The organism is Streptosporangium sp. CA-135522, assembly GCF_050949235.1.
In the GTDB taxonomy this organism is placed as follows: domain Bacteria; phylum Actinomycetota; class Actinomycetes; order Streptosporangiales; family Streptosporangiaceae; genus Streptosporangium.
Genome location: NZ_CP192026.1, coordinates 1,328,773 through 1,345,571 on the forward strand (window position 1 = coordinate 1,328,773; position 16,799 = coordinate 1,345,571).

The 16,799-nt window shown below is 69.7% G+C and carries 15 protein-coding genes; 9 read left to right on the forward strand and 6 right to left on the reverse strand.

Annotation, left to right across the window (positions count from 1 at the left end; translation table 11 throughout):
* Nucleotides 1-21: 21 nt before the first annotated feature.
* Nucleotides 22-597 carry a TetR/AcrR family transcriptional regulator gene (locus ACQPYK_RS06625; RefSeq protein ID WP_433258708.1) on the reverse strand — a complete coding sequence of 192 codons (576 nt, stop codon included), beginning with the start codon at nt 595-597 and terminating at the stop codon, nt 22-24.
* Between the two features lie 152 nt (nt 598-749).
* Here ACQPYK_RS06625 and ACQPYK_RS06630 point away from each other — a divergent pair, with 152 nt between their 5' ends.
* The gene (locus ACQPYK_RS06630) at nt 750-2,171 is read left to right on the forward strand and encodes an alpha/beta hydrolase family protein (RefSeq protein ID WP_433251784.1); all 1,422 of its coding nucleotides are present in this window, start codon (nt 750-752) and stop codon (nt 2,169-2,171) included.
* A 292-nt stretch (nt 2,172-2,463) separates the two neighbouring features.
* Nucleotides 2,464-3,936 carry a multicopper oxidase family protein gene (locus ACQPYK_RS06635; protein WP_433251787.1) on the forward strand — a complete coding sequence of 491 codons (1,473 nt, stop codon included), beginning with the start codon at nt 2,464-2,466 and terminating at the stop codon, nt 3,934-3,936.
* Between the two features lie 109 nt (nt 3,937-4,045).
* Here the strand turns inward: ACQPYK_RS06635 and ACQPYK_RS06640 are convergent, their stop codons facing one another.
* Nucleotides 4,046-4,252, reverse strand: a complete 207-nt coding sequence (locus tag ACQPYK_RS06640) for a hypothetical protein (protein WP_433251790.1) — start codon at nt 4,250-4,252, stop codon at nt 4,046-4,048.
* Nucleotides 4,242-6,011 (reverse strand): PspC domain-containing protein, encoded by a 1,770-nt coding sequence (locus ACQPYK_RS06645; protein WP_433251793.1) that lies wholly within the window; start codon nt 6,009-6,011, stop codon nt 4,242-4,244. Before ACQPYK_RS06645 ends, ACQPYK_RS06640 begins: the two co-directional genes overlap by 11 nt.
* Before the next feature lie 142 nt (nt 6,012-6,153).
* Here ACQPYK_RS06645 and ACQPYK_RS06650 point away from each other — a divergent pair, with 142 nt between their 5' ends.
* The 6 genes from ACQPYK_RS06650 to ACQPYK_RS06675 all read left to right on the forward strand — a co-directional run bounded on the left by ACQPYK_RS06650 (nt 6,154) and on the right by ACQPYK_RS06675 (nt 11,834).
* On the forward strand, nt 6,154-7,368 hold the full coding sequence (locus ACQPYK_RS06650) for an ATP-binding protein (RefSeq protein ID WP_433251796.1): 1,215 nt from the start codon (nt 6,154-6,156) through the stop codon (nt 7,366-7,368).
* 55 nt (nt 7,369-7,423) lie between these two features.
* Nucleotides 7,424-8,062, forward strand: a complete 639-nt coding sequence (locus ACQPYK_RS06655; RefSeq protein WP_433251799.1) for a response regulator — start codon at nt 7,424-7,426, stop codon at nt 8,060-8,062.
* A gap of 38 nt (nt 8,063-8,100) precedes the next feature.
* The gene (locus tag ACQPYK_RS06660) at nt 8,101-9,570 is read left to right on the forward strand and encodes a glutamate--cysteine ligase (protein ID WP_433251802.1); all 1,470 of its coding nucleotides are present in this window, start codon (nt 8,101-8,103) and stop codon (nt 9,568-9,570) included.
* A 187-nt stretch (nt 9,571-9,757) separates the two neighbouring features.
* Nucleotides 9,758-10,408, forward strand: a complete 651-nt coding sequence (locus ACQPYK_RS06665) for a neutral zinc metallopeptidase (RefSeq protein WP_433251805.1) — start codon at nt 9,758-9,760, stop codon at nt 10,406-10,408.
* A 101-nt stretch (nt 10,409-10,509) separates the two neighbouring features.
* Nucleotides 10,510-10,773, forward strand: a complete 264-nt coding sequence (locus ACQPYK_RS06670; protein WP_433251808.1) for a WhiB family transcriptional regulator — start codon at nt 10,510-10,512, stop codon at nt 10,771-10,773.
* 44 nt (nt 10,774-10,817) lie between these two features.
* The gene (locus ACQPYK_RS06675) at nt 10,818-11,834 is read left to right on the forward strand and encodes a CPBP family intramembrane glutamic endopeptidase (protein ID WP_433251811.1); all 1,017 of its coding nucleotides are present in this window, start codon (nt 10,818-10,820) and stop codon (nt 11,832-11,834) included.
* Here ACQPYK_RS06675 and ACQPYK_RS06680 read toward each other — a convergent pair.
* Both ACQPYK_RS06680 and ACQPYK_RS06685 read right to left on the reverse strand, forming a co-directional pair.
* Entirely contained in the window at nt 11,788-12,528 is a 741-nt protein-coding gene (locus ACQPYK_RS06680) for an ABC transporter permease (RefSeq protein WP_433251814.1), read from the reverse strand. The two genes, ACQPYK_RS06675 and ACQPYK_RS06680, sit on opposite strands and share 47 nt — an antisense overlap.
* Nucleotides 12,529-12,576: 48 nt before the next feature.
* Nucleotides 12,577-13,296, reverse strand: a complete 720-nt coding sequence (locus tag ACQPYK_RS06685) for a PIG-L deacetylase family protein (RefSeq protein ID WP_433251817.1) — start codon at nt 13,294-13,296, stop codon at nt 12,577-12,579.
* A 117-nt stretch (nt 13,297-13,413) separates the two neighbouring features.
* Between ACQPYK_RS06685 and pcrA the strand changes: the two genes are divergently transcribed.
* Nucleotides 13,414-15,678, forward strand: a complete 2,265-nt coding sequence (pcrA, locus tag ACQPYK_RS06690) for a DNA helicase PcrA (protein ID WP_433251820.1) — start codon at nt 13,414-13,416, stop codon at nt 15,676-15,678.
* Nucleotides 15,679-15,797: 119 nt separating this feature from the next.
* Here pcrA and ACQPYK_RS06695 read toward each other — a convergent pair whose 3' ends face one another.
* Nucleotides 15,798-16,694 carry a hypothetical protein gene (locus ACQPYK_RS06695; protein WP_433251823.1) on the reverse strand — a complete coding sequence of 299 codons (897 nt, stop codon included), beginning with the start codon at nt 16,692-16,694 and terminating at the stop codon, nt 15,798-15,800.
* Nucleotides 16,695-16,799: the final 105 nt, after the last annotated feature.

Genomic DNA, 16,799 nt, shown 5'->3' on the forward strand with positions numbered 1-16,799 from the left:
GAGGACTCGGCGGAAGCGCCGCTACCGGCGCATCGACTCCCCGTTCCGCAGCACCGACAGGCCCTCCTGTACGTAGTGCGCGAGGGGGCGGGTGCGGCCGTCGAGATGCCACTGTTCCAGCGCCCCGAAGTAGACGCCGAACCAGTAGGCGCGGGCGGTGACGCGGGCCTGTGCCGGATCGGCCCCCTTGGATCGCAACAGGGATGCGAGGCGCTCGCTGGCGTCGTCCAGTGCGGTGTAGACGGCGGCGCGTACGGCTGGCTCTTCGATCACGTAACGCATGCCACGCCAGGGGGTGCCTTCGGACAACGTCGAAGTCGTGTGGATGTCTTCGATGATCCGTCGGATGGAGCCTGGCAGGTCGTCCGGGGCGATTCGCTCATCCATGAGGCCGAGGCCGACGGCGGCGAGGGGGTCGGTGGTGAACAGGCCCTCCTTGGTGCCGAAGTAGCGATAGAAGGTGCGGGGGGACACGCCCGCCGCCGCGGCGATCTGCTCGACCGTGACCTCCGTGTAGCCGTGCTGGTCGAAGAGGTCCATCGCTGTGTCCATGATCTGGCGCACGGCGGCCAGTCGATTGCGCTGGCGAAGGGTCATCGAGGTCACCCGTCCAGCGTACTGTGCGGCTACGTGTCATAGTGGCAGAGCGTGCCAATTTGACTGTATCTGCCATTCGGCTCAGGATGACCACATGCGGGCCCGTTTCGGAAGCGCGGCCTCAAGATCTCGAGGCGGGGAATGTGCGAGCCATGGAAATGGCACTGGGGGTCGCGTGCCTACTGGCGCTCCTCTCGCTGGTCGTCCGGTTGCCCTACACGGTGCGGGTCGTCGGCTGTGTCTCGCCTGCCGTGCTGGCGGTGGCACAGGTGCTGGTGGAGGGCGCCCGCTGGCAGATGATCCCTGCGTACGCGCTGGCGGCCGGGATCTCCCTGCTGTGGCTGAGCCGACGCGAACGGTACAGATGGCCGACCGCCGCGCTGGGCGTCGCATGGCTGGCGCTCTCCGTGGCGACGCCGACTCTCCTGCCCGTGTTCGGGTTCGCCCCTCCTGCGGGAACGCACGGGATCGGCACGCTGACCTATCACTGGGTTGACGCCGATCGCCGGGAGCTCTTCGCCGTCGGCCCGGGAGCGCGCCGCGAGCTGATGATCCAGATCTGGTATCCGGCGAAGGCGGACCCGGCCGCACCGCGTACGTCGTACGTGGAGGACAGCGACGTTCCCGCGGCGGTGGCGCGGCTCGCACACGCGCCGGAGCTCGCCTTCGGGCAGCTCACGTACGTGACCACGAACGCCGTCGCCTCCGCGCCCGTGGCCGACGACCAGCGCCGCTATCCCGTGCTGATCTTCCTGGAGGGGGCGATGGGCTTTCGCCAGATGAACACCTTCCAGGTCGAGGACCTGGTCTCACACGGCTACATCGTCGTGGCCATCGACCAGCCGTACACCGCCGCCTCCGTCCTCTTCCCTGACGGTCGCCGAGCGGCCGGGCAGAGGATGGACCAGCTCAAGCCGTTGATCGAGCAAAGCCTCGCCCCGGCGGTGCGGGCGCCGAAACTCAACGGCCGGAGCCTCGGAGACGGCATCATCCCCTACCTCGCCCAGGACGCGACCTTCACGCTGGACCGGCTCACCGCCCTGGACCGATCCGACCCGAACGGCATCCTCACCGGGCGGCTGGACCTCGGGCGCGCGGGTGCCTTCGGCATCTCGCTGGGCGGCATCGTCGCCGGTGAGGCATGCCATCTGGAGCCCCGCCTACGCGCCTGCCTGGTGATGGACGCCCCCATGACCGCCGACGTAGTACGAGCGGGCCTGCGGCAACCGAGCATGTGGATCACCCGCGACGCCGCCACCATGCGGCGAGAGGGCTGGCCCCAGGCGGAGATCGACCAGCACCAGACCACCATGCGGGCGGTGTTCGACAAGCTGCCCTCGGACGGCTACTTCGTGCGCGTGCCCGGCATGTATCACGTCAACCTGACCGACCTCCCCTCTTGGTCCCCGTTAATGTCCTGGCTCGGCATCACGGGGCCCATCGATCCTGAACGGGCGCACACCATTGTCAACGCCTACTCGCTCGCGTTCTTCGACCGTCACCTGAAGGGACTCCCAACGCCGCAGCTCAGCGAGCAACGGTATCTCGACGCACGCTTTGAGACGCGTCGATGAGGTCTCGGCCGGGCCACTGATCGACGAGATGCCGCGAGCGGACCAGGACGCGCCCGGGGCGGTCTCAAAATCTGGCCGGCTTCCTCCTTAATAATCACGACAAAATATCAAATTAGCAATATGGAAGAAGGTGTCAGGAAAGGCCGATGTAACGATCTGTTTGGCGGTTGTCCGGCTAGTTGGGCAAATGAAGTCATATTTCAGTAAGGGGTACCCCCCTGAATTGGACATGGCTCACCTGCGCGGACGCCGCCGAAATTCGATCGATGCGGTGCGGCGATAGGGGAAGTGAATGCTGAACAGGCGGAACATGCTGGCCGTGGGCGCTCTGACGCTGGGCGGCGCGATGGGCGTCAAAGGATTGCTCTTCGGTGACCGCACCGCTTTCTCGGCCGTGAACCAGCGGGTGATCGGTTCCGCCGCGCACGTTCACGGGGTCCGGCCGGCACGGATCGGAGCGGCGCCGGCCGTCGCGCCCTTCTCCGTGCGGATGCCCGTGCCGCCGGTGTTGCGGCCCATGGCCTCGACCGCCGACGCCGACATCTACCGGATCGACATACGGCCCGCGAACATCGAGATCCTCCCCGGCGTCAGCACCCCGGTGTTCACCTACGGCGGCCAGCTCGTGGGGCCCACCATCCGGGCCAGGACCGGTCGCCGGGTGATGATCAGATACGGCAACGGCCTCGACCGCCCGACGAACGTGCACCTGCACGGCGGCCATGTCGAGGCGGACAACGACGGGCACCCGATGGAGGTCATCCAGCCCGGACGGGCACGGTGGTACAACTACCCGAACAGGCAACAGGGCGCGACGCTCTGGTATCACGATCACAGCCATCACACCGAGGCGGAGAACGTCTACCGAGGCCTGCACGGCTTCTATCTGGTCGACGACGACAGCGAGAGGAGCCTCCGGCTGCCGCAGGGAGAATACGACGTGCCGATAATGCTCCGCGACGCTCTTTTCGACGCGGACGGCGGCATGGTCTTCGGCGGCAACCCGGCCGAGCGCGGCACCATGCTCGCCAACGGGAAACCCCAGCCGTATTTCCCGGTCGCCGCGCGCAAATATCGTTTCCGGTTGCTCAACAGCGCCACCGAACGGACTTTCCTGCTCAACCTCGGCGGTGCGGAGATGACGCAGATCGCCTCCGACGGAGGCCTGCTGCCCGCGCCGGTGCCCCGGACCGAGATCCGGCTCAGCTCCGCCGAACGGGTGGAGGTGGTGGTGGACTTCTCGCGCTATCCGGTCGGCACGCAGCTCGTCCTTTCCGACGGAGTCACGCCGCTGCTGCGGTTCGACGTGGTGAGACGGGCGGTGGACTTCAGCCGCGTACCCGACCGGCTCCGCCCGCTTCCCGTGCCGCCGCCCGCGACGGTCATGCGCGAGGTGACCCTGGGCTTCGACATGGCCGGGGCCCCGGTGGGCCTGGTCAACGGCAAGACCTTCGATCCGAATCGAGTCGACTTCCAGGTCAGGAGAGGTACCACGGAGATCTGGAACATCACCAACAAAGACAGCGAGTTCGGGTTCACCCACAACTTCCACATGCACCTCGTGCAGTTCCAGGTGCTGGACCGCGACGGTCGCTCCCCCTCACCGGACGACGCGGGACGCAAGGACACCGTGCTCGTTCCGCCGGGCACCTCGGTGCGGGTGCAGGCCACCTTCGCCGACTATCTCGGGAGGTATGTCTACCACTGCCACTTCCTGGAGCACTCCTCGCTCGGAATGATGGCGCAGATGGAGATCGTCCCGTGAGGATGTGACGGTTTCCGGGGGCGCCCGCCGCGCCGCGCGCCTCCTTCGGCGCATGGCGGCCGGAGACCTCCGGCCCGAAACGCCCGGCGACGAGACGGGTCCCGTCCCTCTAACGCCGGACCGCCCGGACGAGGATGGCGACCAGGCCCGCGAATCCCAGGCCGCCCAGGACGACCGGGATCATGACCATCGGCTCGATCGACGGCCGGCTGATGAACACGATTCCGACCGCGATGAACAGCATGCCGCTGAGCAGGGCCATCCAGTCCGTGCGATGCCACCGGCCGCGCCCTGTCCGGTCGATCTCAGGCCGCACGGCGCACCTCCACGTCTCCGATGCCCGCCTTGACGTTCAGGACGATGGTCGCCACGTCGCCGTCCGGGGTCACCTCGGGCTCCAGGACCTTGCTGTACTGGATGTCGGCCCCGCCCTCCACCGTATGGTCGATCTTGACGTCACCGAGCTTGGTGTATCCGTTGACCTCGACCCGGGCCGTCGGCGGCAGGATCACGTTCATCTGGCCGACCGAGACGGACGCGTCGAAGACCGTTCGCGAGCCCGGTGGAAATCTCAGGTCGCTGAGGTCGAGAGTGCCCTCGCCGACGCCCACCGCGTAGCTCTTGGCGATCTCGGACATCTTCGTCGGGTCCCAGTGGTAGGTGCCGAATCTCTTCGGCATGCCGGTCAGCGTCGACCCGGCGACCAGGGCGATCGAGACGACGGTGCCCGCCGCGACTAGGGCCGCGCCCCGGCCGAACCAGGCGGCGAGCAGGAGGCCGGCGCCGATGGTGACCAGCACCGCGCCGCCGACGACCGTCATGTTGACCGATCCCGATGTGGCTTGGACCGCCAAGATGATCCCTCCAACGATCATGGCCAGACACAGGGTGACGCCTCCGACGAACGACCGGGGCCGCTTCGGCCGGGGCGCCGTCCGGACCGGCTCGCCGTACCCGGAGAGGTCATAGGGGGAGTACGGCTGCTGTCGCTTGCGGGGATCCAGGGGCTGGTAGGGGCCGTAGGGCGAGAACGGCTCGCCGGAGGAGTCGAACGACGACCCGGTGTCGGAGTAGGGGGACGGCGGCGCGCTCACGGCCGGAGACGTGTTCGGGAAGGATGGAATGCTCCTGTACGGAGCCGGGCTCTCGTACGAGGACGCCTCCTCGTGGGAGGACACGCTTTCCCGAGGCGTCGTGCTCCCGTGCGGCGCCGGCTCCTCGTACGGTGCCGGCTCCTCGTGCGGTGCCGGGCCTTCGGGGGATGCGGCGCCTGCGGGCGAGGAGTCGTCCTCGTGCGGGAAGGCGCCCCCGTGGGACGGTGTGCCCTCGCCGGAGGGCCCGTCAGCGGGGCGGGGCGTGTCGTCGGCCGGCGGGTCCGTGCTCGGCGGCGCGGAGTGCGACGCCTGCTCGGCGGACGGATGGTGAGCCGGGTGGGGGGCGGTGGACACGGACACGGACGTGGACGCAGGCGCGGACGCGGGCACGGATCCGGCTCGGGACCGCGTGGCCGGGTAGGGCTCCGCCACGGGCGGCTGGGCGGAGTCGAAGGCCGCCGGCGGCTGTCCGGCGGCGCGGGGAACGTGACGGCCGCGTAGCCGGTCGGGCAGGGAACGGACCACGGCCAGCAGGTCGGCGCCGCGTGCGTGGGCGGCGAGCAGGGTGATCGCGAACAGCGTGCCCACCACGACCGTGCCGGTGCCGATGCCGTCCGAGGACACGTTGATGATCAGCCCGAAGGCGAACACGCCGGTCAGCAGGGCCAGCACGGTCTCGCTGTCGAAGGTGCGCCGGGTCCACTGTTCCATGTGGCCCGGGCCGCCGTTCGTCTCCCGCATCAGCAGGAAGGCCGCGATGTAGAGCATGACGCCGATGCCCGAGCCGAGGATCAGCACCGCGAAACCGACACGCAACAGCACCGGGTCGATCCCGGCGTAGCGTCCCAGGCCCGCGCAGACGCCGGTGAGCATGCGGCCCTCGTCGCTGCGGTGGAGCACGCGCTCCTCGCCGAGGGCGGATGCGGGCGGCGAGTCGGACAAGGTGCTCGCCGGGTCCTGTGCGTTCCCGGTGTCGGTCATGTTCCCATCGTGGCCCCTACGCGGCGGGGGCCGCATCCGGGAGACCCCTGAGTCCTCCCGGAGCGTGCGGGGCCGTCTCAGGGTCGGGTCAGGGGGACGCCGGATGCGCCGAGGGGGTCCGACGTGTGACGATGCTGACGATATGGCTGACCGACAGACAATTCGTGACGCGGCGCCCGCGACCCCCGAGGAGCCCGCTCTCCCCCGCCTGATGAGGCGGGTGGAGGGCCGCTTGGTCGCCGGGGTGGCTCAGGGCGCCGCCGCCCAGCTCCGGCTCGACCCGGTCGTGCTGCGGCTGGCGTTCGTGCTGCTCACCGTGCTGGACGGGATCGGCGCCGTGGCCTATGCGGCGCTGTGGATGTTCACCCCGCGCGAGCCGTACGAGGGCAAGGAGCCCGGCCGCGATTGGAGCCAGCTCGCCGCCTACGGCGCGATAGGGATGGCGCTGATCGCCCTCGGCTGGCTCACCGGCGCATCGAGGGGTGGAATCGGCGCCTGGCCGATCGCGATCGGCGGGATCGGCTCGCTGATCCTGTGGCAGCAGGCCGACCCTGACCGGCGGCGGCGCTGGATGAGCACGACGGTCGGGCAGGTGCGCCGCAACCGGGTCCGCACGTTCGCCGGCCTGGTGCTCGTCGTCGTCGGCGCGATCGGCTTCCTGGCGGCCATCAACGAGCTGGACAAGGCGCGTTCCGGCATCGTGTTCACGGTGGTGGTCGTGGGCGGCGTCGCGCTCATCGCGGCTCCCTGGCTGGCCGGTCTGTGGAAGGAACTGCAGCGCGAGCGCCGCGAGCGCATCCGGCAGGAAGAGCGCGCCGAGGTCGCCGCGCACGTGCACGACTCCGTGCTGCACACGCTCACCCTGATCCAGCGCAACGCCCATGACTCGCGCGAGGTGATGCGGCTCGCCCGTTCCCAGGAACGTGAGCTGCGCAACTGGCTCTACCAGCCGAAACAGGACGCCGACGCGTCGGTGGCCGCGGCGGTGCGCCGGGTCGCCGCCGAGGAGGAGGACGCCCACGGGGTGCCGATCGAGGTCGTCTGCGTGGGCGACTGCCCGCTGACTCCGGAACTGTCGGCGATGATGCAGGCTGCCAGACAGGCTATGGTCAACGCCGCGAAATACTCTGAATCATCGGTCATCTCCGTCTACGCCGAGGCGGAGCCGGAGGAGGTCGTCATCTTCATCCGGGATCGTGGTGTCGGGTTCGACATGGGACAGGTGCCCGAGGACCGGATGGGCATCCGTCAGTCGATCATCGGCAGGATGGAGCGCCACGGCGGCAGCGCCCGTGTGCGGGCCGAGCCCGGCGAGGGCACGGAAGTGATGTTGACCATGAAGTTGGAGAAGGCGTGAGCGAGCGAGACGGAAAGAACGCGAGTGCGACGGTGCGACCGGTGGAGGAGGGCTCATGAGTGCCATCAGGGTTCTGATCGTCGATGACCACCGGCTGTTCCGCTCCGGTGTCCGCGCCGAGCTGGGCGACTCCATCGAGGTGATCGGGGAGGCCGAGGACGTGGAGTCCGCGGTCAGGACGATCGCCGAGCTCCAGCCCGACGTGGTCCTGCTCGATGTGCACATGCCCGGTGGCGGTGGCCAGGAGGTGCTTCGCCGCGTTCTCGGCTCCGGTTCCCCGGTCCGCTTCCTCGCCCTGTCGGTCTCCGACGCCGCCGAAGACGTCATCGGCGTGATCCGCGGCGGTGCCCGGGGCTACGTCACCAAGACCATCAGCGGTCGCGAGCTCACCGACGCGATCCGCCGGGTGGCCGAGGGCGACGCGGTGTTCTCCCCGCGGCTGGCCGGTTTCGTGCTGGACGCCTTCGCCTCCAGCGAGGCCCCGCCGATCGACCCCGAGCTCGACTCGCTGACCCAGCGCGAGCGCGAGGTCCTGCGTCTGATCGCCCGCGGTTACGCCTACAAGGAGATCGCGAAGGAGCTGTTCATCTCGGTCAAGACCGTGGAGACCCACGTGTCGTCGGTCCTGCGCAAGCTCCAGCTCTCCAACCGCCACGAGCTCTCCCGATGGGCCACCGCGCGCCGCCTGGTGTGACCTGTACTATCCGTAACTTATGTGCGACTCTGCGAAGTATGGGTCGCGATGTGCCTGCGATGGTGTTCAGCCGGGAAGATCGTCGGCGATACCGGGACAAGGTTCGCCGATGTCTCGACGTCTTCGCGCAGATGCTGCGCGAGTCCCGGTTCGAGTTCGACCGGCCGAGGGCCGGGATGGAGATCGAGCTCAACCTCGTGGACGACCGCGGCGAGCCCGCGATGAAGAACGCCGAGGTACTGGCGGCGATCGCGCGGCCGGACTGGGCCACCGAGCTCGGCCAGTTCAACGTGGAGATCAACGTCATGCCGGAGTCCCTCCGGGGGGACGGCGTCATGCGGCTGGAGAAGGCGGTCCGGGACCGGCTCAACCACGCCGAGGAGCGGGCCAACACGGTCGGCGGACACATGGTGATGGTCGGCATCCTGCCCACGCTGCGCGAGAGCGACGTGCACGAGGGCACGCTGTCGGCCAACCCGCGTTACAAGCTGCTCAACGAGCAGATCTTCCAGGCCAGGGGCGAGGACCTGCACCTGTCGATCGCGGGGGAGGAGTCTCTCGACACCTACGCCGACAGCATCACCCCCGAGGCCGCCTGCACCAGCCTCCAGCTCCATCTCCAGGTCAGCCCCGCGTCGTTCGCCGCCCACTGGAACGCGGCCCAGGTCCTCGCGGGCGCCCAGGTGGCGGTGGCGGCCAACTCGCCGTTCCTGTTCGGTCGAAAGCTCTGGCAGGAGACCAGGATCCCGCTGTTCGAGCAGGCCACCGACACCCGTTCGGAGGAGCTGAAGGCCCAGGGCGTGCGGCCCAGAGTGTGGTTCGGCGAGCGGTGGATCACCTCGGTCTTCGACCTGTTCGAGGAGAACGCGCGCTACTTCCCCGCGCTCCTGCCCCTATGCGACGATGCCGACCCGCGCGAGGAACTGGCCCGGGGAGTGACCCCCGAGCTCGCCGAGCTGACCCTGCACAACGGCACCGTCTACCGGTGGAACCGGCCGGTCTACGCCGTCGTGGACGGAACCCCGCACCTGCGGGTGGAGAACCGGGTGCTGCCCGCCGGGCCGTCGGTCGCGGACGCCGTGGCCAACGCCGCGTTCTACTACGGCCTCATGCGGGTGCTTCCCCAGGCCGAACGGCCGGTGTGGACGCAGATGTCCTTCGCCGCGGCTAGGGACAACCTGCACGAGGCCGCCCGCAACGGGTTGGAGGCGCGCCTGTACTGGCCGGGGCTCGGCGAGGTGGCCGCCGCCGAGCTGATCCTGCGCCGCCTGCTGCCGCTGGCCTACGAGGGACTCGACCTGTGGGGGGTCGATCCCGGGCCCAGGGACCGGCTGCTGGGGATCATCGAGCGGCGGTGCGTGACCGGCAGGACCGGGGCGAGCTGGCAGAGCGAGATGGTGAAAGCGACGAAGGGTCTCGACAGGCACGAGGCGCTGCGCCGGATGACCCTGCGCTACATCGAGCACATGCATGCCAACGAGCCCGTGCACACCTGGCCGTCGCCGTGACCGCCGTGACCGCCGTGACCGCCGTGACCGACGCGGTCCGACGCGCGTGACGTCCGCGGACGGGGCCGGGCGCGGACGGCTCGGGCATGCCCGGCCCCGAACCGGGGCGCCGGGCAGGATCGGGTAGGTCGGTAGGTCACGGTGGATCCGTGGCGTGGCGGTGATGGGTTGGGCCACTATGAGGCGTATGAAAGCCTTCCGCTGTCTTCTCGCGCTCCTGATGGCCACGGTCGTGGCATGCGGGAGCGACCGGCCGGGTACCGACGCCGCCACGTCCGCCCCGCTGGGGCAGACGTTCGAGTCCGACGTCCAGCTGGCCAAGGAGCTCAGCGAGGCCTACTGGAGCCGGGCCTTCTCCGCCGAGGGACTGACCTACCGTCCGGTCACCGCGTTCACCCCCTACCGGGGGGACGACGGCCCCGACTGCGGCGGTCAGCCCTCGGTGCCGAACAACGCCTTCTACTGCCCGGTCGGGCACTTCATCGCCTACGACGAGAGCTGGATGCGCAAGCTCTACGAGGAGATGGGAGACGGTTCGGTATATGTGATCATTCCGCACGAGCTCGGGCACGCCGTACAGGTGCAGCTGAACAATGATTTCCGGCTCAACGTGGAGCGCGAGCTCCAGGCCGACTGTTACGCCGGTGGCACCCTGGGCACGCTCGTGGAGGGCGGATCGCTGGAGGCGGAGCCGGGCGACAAGGACGAACTGCTGATCAACCTGGCCGCGGCGGGCGACCCCACCGACGACTGGCTGCGCCCGGACGCCCACGGTACGGCGGAGCAGCGCCAGGCGGTTTTCGCCAAGGGATACAACGAAGGCACCAAGGCCTGCTGAGATACATCCTGACGACTACCCGCAAATCCGCCGGGAGGTTGATGTCACGCCGCTGGGATCGGCCTAGTCTGAGGGCCGGTGATCCAGCAGGGGGTGATGTCATGCGGAGAACGGTTCGCGAGATCGGCTGGGCCATACGGGGCGCCTGCCGTGCGAGCGACCCCGAGTTGTTCTTTCCACTGGCGCAGTCGGTCGAGCAGGAGGCGCGGGCGAAGGCGGTCTGCGCGATCTGCCCGGTGCTGGCCGACTGCCGGGCCTACGCCGTGCGGGCAGGGGAGCCCGAAGGGATCTGGGGTGGTCTCACCGTCCAGGAACGGCGCGGCCTGCGGTTCCCGGCCGGTTGGCGGCAGCCCGCCGCGGGATGAGCCCGTCCCGCATAGCCTCGAACCCGAGATCGAGGAGGATCGGGATGAGCGGGTCCGAGACGACGGCGGTCGGGATGAGCGGGTCCGAGACGACGGCGGTCGATGCGGCGGCGGGGGGCGGGGCCGTGCTCGCGGGCGCGGTGACCGTCCTGGCGGCGGCCAACGTGCTCAACAACCGTCTGGCGCCGCGTCTGGCGCCGTTGACCTCGGCCGCCGCCACCTGCGCGCTGCTCGCTCTGGCCCGCCGTTCCGGATCGTCCTGGTCCGAGCTGGGATTTCACCGGCGCTCGCGCGGTCTGCGGATCGGCGGCGCCCTCGCCTCGGCCGTCGCGGCGGTCTACGCCGTGGGAATCACCGTCCCGGCCACCCGCCGCTTCTTCCGTGACGAGCGGGCGCTGTCGCTCTCCCGCGCCCGCGCGATCGAGGAGGCCCTGCTCCAGGTGCCGGTCGGCACGGTCCTACTGGAGGAGGTCGGCTTTCGCGGGGCGCTGTACGCCCTCCTCGCCCGTTCCCACGGTCCCCGTACGGCCACCGTCGTCTCCTCGATCCTGTTCGGCCTCTGGCACGTGCTCCCCGCGATCGACATGGCGGCCGCCAATCCCGCGCTGAGCCGCCTGGCGGCGGGGGAGTCCTCCGGCGGCGTCCCGACGGCCGACGGGTTCATGACGGACGGGTCCATGACGGGCGGCCCGACGGCGGGCGGCCCGACGGGAGATGAGCCCATGACGGATGGCCCGATGATGGACGGGTCTATGACGGACGGGTCCATGACGGGCGGCCCGACGGCGGATGGGCCCGCGCCGGCGGGGACGCCGGTGACGGCTTCGCCGTGGGCGGTGGCGCGGGTGGTGGCCGGATCGGTGGCCGCGACGGGGCTGGCCGGGGTGCTCTTCTGCGAGCTCCGCCGCCGGGGAGGCCTGGCCGCCCCGGCACTGTTCCACATCTCGACGAACTCGCTGGGTTACCTGTTCGCCCGCCTGGCCCCGGCGGAGCCAGTCCGCGCGGGCGATCGTCTCACCGCCGGGCCGGAAACCGGCCCAGCGCCGCCAGTTCGATCGTGACGAGCACGGCCACCGCCTCGGCGGCCAGCAGCGCGACCAGCACGATGAGCTGCACCACTCCCGCCTGGACCGGGCTCGCCCCGCCGAGCAGCATCCCCACGAAGGCGCCGGGCAGCGTGACCAGTCCCACGGTCGAGGTCTGGTCCAGAGCGGGCACCAGCGCCTGGGCCGCCGCCGGGCGGCAGATCTCCAGGGCCGCGTCCCGCTCGGACAGGCCCAGCGCGAGCGCCGCCTCCACCTCCCCGCGCCGCTGGACGAGCTCCTCCACCGCCCGCCGTCCGGCGAGCGCCGTGGCCGTCAGGCACCCGCCCAGCAGGATGCCCGCGACGGGGATCAGCGTGATCCCCCTGGCCGGGACGGTTCCGGTGCCGACGAGCAGCGCGAGGACCGGCGCCGTCCCCGCCGCGATGGGCACGGCGGCCCACCGGACCGCCCGGCCCGAGGTGATCCTGCGTCCCGCCGTCAGGCTCGCCACGCCGTACATGACCAGTACGAAGGCCGCCACCGCGAGCGGCCGTTCGACGGCCCAGACGATGATCAGCGCGACCACGCCGAGCTGGACGGCCGCCCGCAGGCACGCGACGAGCACGGCGCGCGCGTGCCCGAGGTGGCCGAGCAGGGCGACGGCCGCGCCGGCGAGGGCCAGCAGGACGACGACGCCGGCGGTGACCGGCGACAGGACGATGGTGCTCACGGAAAGAGAGCATCCCTCATCGGGGAGCGATCTTCGCCCATGTCCGGCTCAGGCGGTGACGACCCGCTGGAAAGCCTCGGCGTAGCGGCCTTCACCGAAGCCCGCCTCGGCCGCCACCTGTGAGAACCGGGTCCGGAGGAAGTCGTCGAACCCCTCCATGTGGCCGACCTGGCTCGCATGGGCGTGCAGCGCGGAGACCTTGCGCTCGAAGGCGTCGGTGATGTCGACGTGATGGTCGGGGGTCTGCCCGCCGTTGAGCCAGACCTCCCGGACCGTCCACGCCTCCAGGCCCTCTTCCCGCAGGAGCGAGGGGAAGGTGTAGGGGTTGCGCGCGTCGGGGTAGACGGCGTCGAGCGTGCAGCCGCCGACGGCGCGGTGGTCGGGGTGGCTGGGGGCGATGAACCTGTAGTTGCGCTCCGGGGTGTGGGTGATCACCAGGTCGGGTCTGACCTGGCGGATGACCCGGGTGATGTCGCGCCGCAGGTCCAGGCTCGGCACCACGGTCCCGTCGTGGTAGCCGAGGAAACGCAGGTCGGTCACACCGACGATCTTGGCGGCATTGGTCTGTTCGGTACGGCGGAGCTCCGCCATGCCCCCGTTGTCGAGCTCCCGGTCGAAGCCGCCGGCGTCCCCGTCGGTGACGACGCAGTAGGTCACCTCGACACCCCGGTCGGTGAACCGCGCGATCGAACCCGCGGCGGCGAAGTCGACGTCATCCGGATGCGCGGTCACCACGAGCACCCGTTCGATCTCGTTCTCAGACAGCATGAGAGGCCCCTCCGTGTTCCGCACATCGATCAAACCTCACAACTACCGGCGAGTACACCGGCATTCCTTTTCCGGGGCTGGATCCGGTTGTCGGTGGACCCCCATAACCTAGGGAGCGTGCCGATCCCAGCCGCTTCCCTGACCCACCCGTTGCTCGACGGGCTCAACCCCCAGCAGCGCGAGGCCGTCGTCCACCATGGCAGCCCGCTGCTCATCGTCGCGGGCGCCGGTTCGGGCAAGACGCGGGTGCTGACCCACCGCATCGCCTATCTGCTCGGGGAGCGGGGCGTGCAGCCGCAGGAGATCCTGGCGATCACCTTCACCAACAAGGCCGCGCGGGAGATGAAGGACCGGGTCGACAACCTCATCGGCCCGCGCTCGGCGGCGATGTGGGTGATGACCTTCCACAGCGCGTGCGTGCGCATCCTGCGCCGCGAGGCCAAGCGGCTGGGGTTCCCCTCCGGCTTCTCCATCTACGACCAGGCCGACTCCCAGCGGCTGATGGCGATGGTCTGCCGGGAGATGGACCTCGACCCCAAGCGTTACCCGCCGCGCTCCTTCTCCGCCCAGGTCAGCAACTTCAAAAACGAGCTGATCGACTACGAGACGGCCGCCGACCAGGCCTCCACCCACCTGGAGCGCACGCTCGCCGAGGCCTATCGCAGCTACCAGCGCAAGCTGACCGAGGCCGGCGCGATGGACTTCGACGACCTCATCATGCTGACGGTCACGCTGTTGCAGATCTTCCCCGACGTGGCCGAGCACTACCGCCGCCGCTGGCGGCACGTCATGGTGGACGAGTACCAGGACACCAACCACGCCCAGTACACCCTGATCCGCGAGCTCGTCGGCGCCCCCGAGCTGCGCACCGCCGAGGGCGAGTTGGTCAGGGAGGGCACGGTCGCCCCCGCCGAGCTGTGCGTGGTCGGCGACGCCGACCAGTCGATCTACGCCTTCCGCGGTGCGACGATCCGTAACATCCTGGAGTTCGAGCGCGACTACCCCAACGCCAAGACGATCCTGCTGGAGCAGAACTACCGCTCCACCCAGACGATCCTGAGCGCGGCCAACGCGGTGATCTCCCGTAACGAGAGCCGCAAGCCGAAGAACCTCTGGTCGGATCAGGGGGCCGGACCGAAGATCATCGGATACGTCGCGGACAACGAGCACGACGAGGCCATGTTCGTCGCGCAGGAGGTGGACAAGCTCACCGACGACGAGGGCGTCACACCCGGTCAGGTGGCGGTGTTCTACCGGACCAACGCGGCCTCCCGGGTGTTCGAGGAGATCTTCATCCGGACCGGCCTGCCGTACAAGGTGGTGGGCGGGGTGCGCTTCTACGAGCGCAAGGAGGTCCGCGACCTGCTCGCCTACCTGCGGGTGCTGGCCAACCCCAACGACGTGGTGTCGCTGCGCCGGATCCTCAACGTGCCCAAGCGCGGCATCGGCGACCGGGCCGAGGCGATGGTGGAGGCGTTCGCCTCCCGCGAGCGGATCCCGTTCTGGGAGGGGCTTCGCCGGGCGGACGAGGCGCCGGGCATGGCCACCCGCTCGCTCAACGCCATCAAGGAGTTCGTCGCGCTGATGGACGAGCTGCGGGCCAAGGCCGGTGAGGTGCCTCCGTCGGAGCTGGCCCAGGAGGTGCTGGAGAGCACCGGTTACCGCACGGAGCTCGCGGCCTCGGGCGATCCGCAGGACGAGGGCCGCCTGGAGAACCTGGACGAGATGATCTCGGTGGCCTCGGAGTTCGAGGAGGCCAATCCCGAGGGGACGCTCGTGGAGTTCCTGGAGCAGGTCTCCCTGGTGGCCGACGCCGACCAGATCCCGGCCGGTGACGGCGGCCAGGGCGTGGTCACGCTGATGACCCTGCACACCGCCAAGGGCCTGGAGTTCCCGGTGGTGTTCCTCACCGGCATGGAGGACGGCGTCTTCCCGCACATGCGGTCGCTGGGCGAGCCGAAGGAGCTGGAGGAGGAGCGACGCCTGGCCTACGTCGGCATCACCCGGGCCGAGAAGCGCCTCTACATCTCCAGAGCGGCCGTTCGCAGCTCCTGGGGATCGCCCGCGTTCAACCCGGCCTCCCGTTTCGTCGCGGAGATCCCGGCCGACCTGCTCGACTGGCGCAGCGACCCGGGCAAGAACGCCTGGAGCGCGGCGGCGGGCAGCTCTCGCCGCGAGTCCCGCCCGGCGCCCGCGAGGAAGCCCGGCGGGCGGCCGATCCCCAACCTGACTCCGGGTGACCGGGTCACCCACGACGCCTTCGGCCTGGGCACGGTCGTGTCGGTGGACGGTGTGGCCGAGAAGACCAAGGTGAAGATCGACTTTGGCAGCGGCGGAGAGAAGACCCTGCTGCTGGCCTACGCGCCGCTGGAGAAGCTCTGACCGACGCCGGGCGGTCGTCCGGCCGCCGGAGCGGTCCGGCCTCCGAGCTCGATCGAGTTCGGAGGCCGACCGGCGCTCGTTACGCTGGATCAGCCCTTGAAGGCCTTGATTACGCTGGATCAGCCCTTGAAGACCTTGACGAAGGGGTCCTCGCTCTGCTCGTCGCCGATGTTCAGCTCGTCGAAGTCGGCGACCTGGTCGGCGGCCGGGGCCTTGATGGCCGACTTCACGCCCCAGCCGGAGTAGCGGCTGTCGTTGAGGTAGGTGATGTCCATGCTGGTCAGGCCGCGCATCGACTGGGTGTAGGAGGAGACGGCCCGCCGGACGAGCTGGTCGGGGCCGAGGTAGAGCTGCCAGGTCACCGGCAGCGTGGCGGACTTGGCCGAGGGGGCGGCGCCCAGTATCGCGCGAACCGAGGGGGAGACCTTGTACAGCTCGCCCAGGGTGATCGTGCCCGCGTGGACGACGGTCCGGGTGCCGTCCCAGGTTCCGCCGGGGCGCTTGGTCGTGGTGTGGGCCAGTGCCGCCTTCAGCGTCGCGGGCTCAAGGGGGTTGAGCATCTGCTCCACCGGGTTGCCCAGGGCGACCGACGCGCCGCCGGGCAGGCGCACCCACTTCTTGCCCTCCGGCATGGAGTCGGCGTAGAACCCTCCCGAGATATAGGAGGCGCCCTTCACCGTGATCATGCGGGAGGGAGGGCCGAAGAGCTTCTTGAGCTCCTTGTCGACGCCGGGCAGGTTGAAGGTGCTGCTCAGGTCCGACGCGGCCACGCCGGACTTGCCGAACTCCAGCACGCCGTTGCGCCTGGACAGGATCACCCGCTGGTTCTTGCCGTCGCCGATGAGCTTCGTGTTCTCGGTGAGCTTGACGCCGTGATGAGCCTTGAACTGGCTCTTCAGCGCCGAAACGGGGTCGGCCGGCTTGGCCTGGGCGTTCGCCGGAACCGCGGCCACGAGCGCGGGTGCGATCAGCGCCGCCGCGGTGGCGCCGGTCAGGGTGGCGATCATTCGCCTCATCTAGAAGGTCCTCCTGTATGGAGCCTCGCGTCTTCGCGGAGGGGGAAGGAGATTCTTTCCTAATTCACGACATGTCGCGCTAAAACCACGGAAAACCCGTGCCGG

Coding starts and splice junctions, on each gene's coding strand:
- ACQPYK_RS06625 (WP_433258708.1), bottom strand. CDS start 597: ATGACCCTTCGCCAGCGCAATCGACTGGCCGCCGTGCGCCAGATCATG.
- ACQPYK_RS06630 (WP_433251784.1), top strand. CDS start 750: ATGGAAATGGCACTGGGGGTCGCGTGCCTACTGGCGCTCCTCTCGCTG.
- ACQPYK_RS06635 (WP_433251787.1), top strand. CDS start 2,464: ATGCTGAACAGGCGGAACATGCTGGCCGTGGGCGCTCTGACGCTGGGC.
- ACQPYK_RS06645 (WP_433251793.1), bottom strand. CDS start 6,011: ATGACCGACACCGGGAACGCACAGGACCCGGCGAGCACCTTGTCCGAC.
- ACQPYK_RS06650 (WP_433251796.1), top strand. CDS start 6,154: ATGGCTGACCGACAGACAATTCGTGACGCGGCGCCCGCGACCCCCGAG.
- ACQPYK_RS06655 (WP_433251799.1), top strand. CDS start 7,424: ATGAGTGCCATCAGGGTTCTGATCGTCGATGACCACCGGCTGTTCCGC.
- ACQPYK_RS06660 (WP_433251802.1), top strand. CDS start 8,101: ATGGGTCGCGATGTGCCTGCGATGGTGTTCAGCCGGGAAGATCGTCGG.
- ACQPYK_RS06665 (WP_433251805.1), top strand. CDS start 9,758: ATGAAAGCCTTCCGCTGTCTTCTCGCGCTCCTGATGGCCACGGTCGTG.
- ACQPYK_RS06670 (WP_433251808.1), top strand. CDS start 10,510: ATGCGGAGAACGGTTCGCGAGATCGGCTGGGCCATACGGGGCGCCTGC.
- ACQPYK_RS06675 (WP_433251811.1), top strand. CDS start 10,818: ATGAGCGGGTCCGAGACGACGGCGGTCGGGATGAGCGGGTCCGAGACG.
- ACQPYK_RS06685 (WP_433251817.1), bottom strand. CDS start 13,296: ATGCTGTCTGAGAACGAGATCGAACGGGTGCTCGTGGTGACCGCGCAT.
- ACQPYK_RS06695 (WP_433251823.1), bottom strand. CDS start 16,694: ATGAGGCGAATGATCGCCACCCTGACCGGCGCCACCGCGGCGGCGCTG.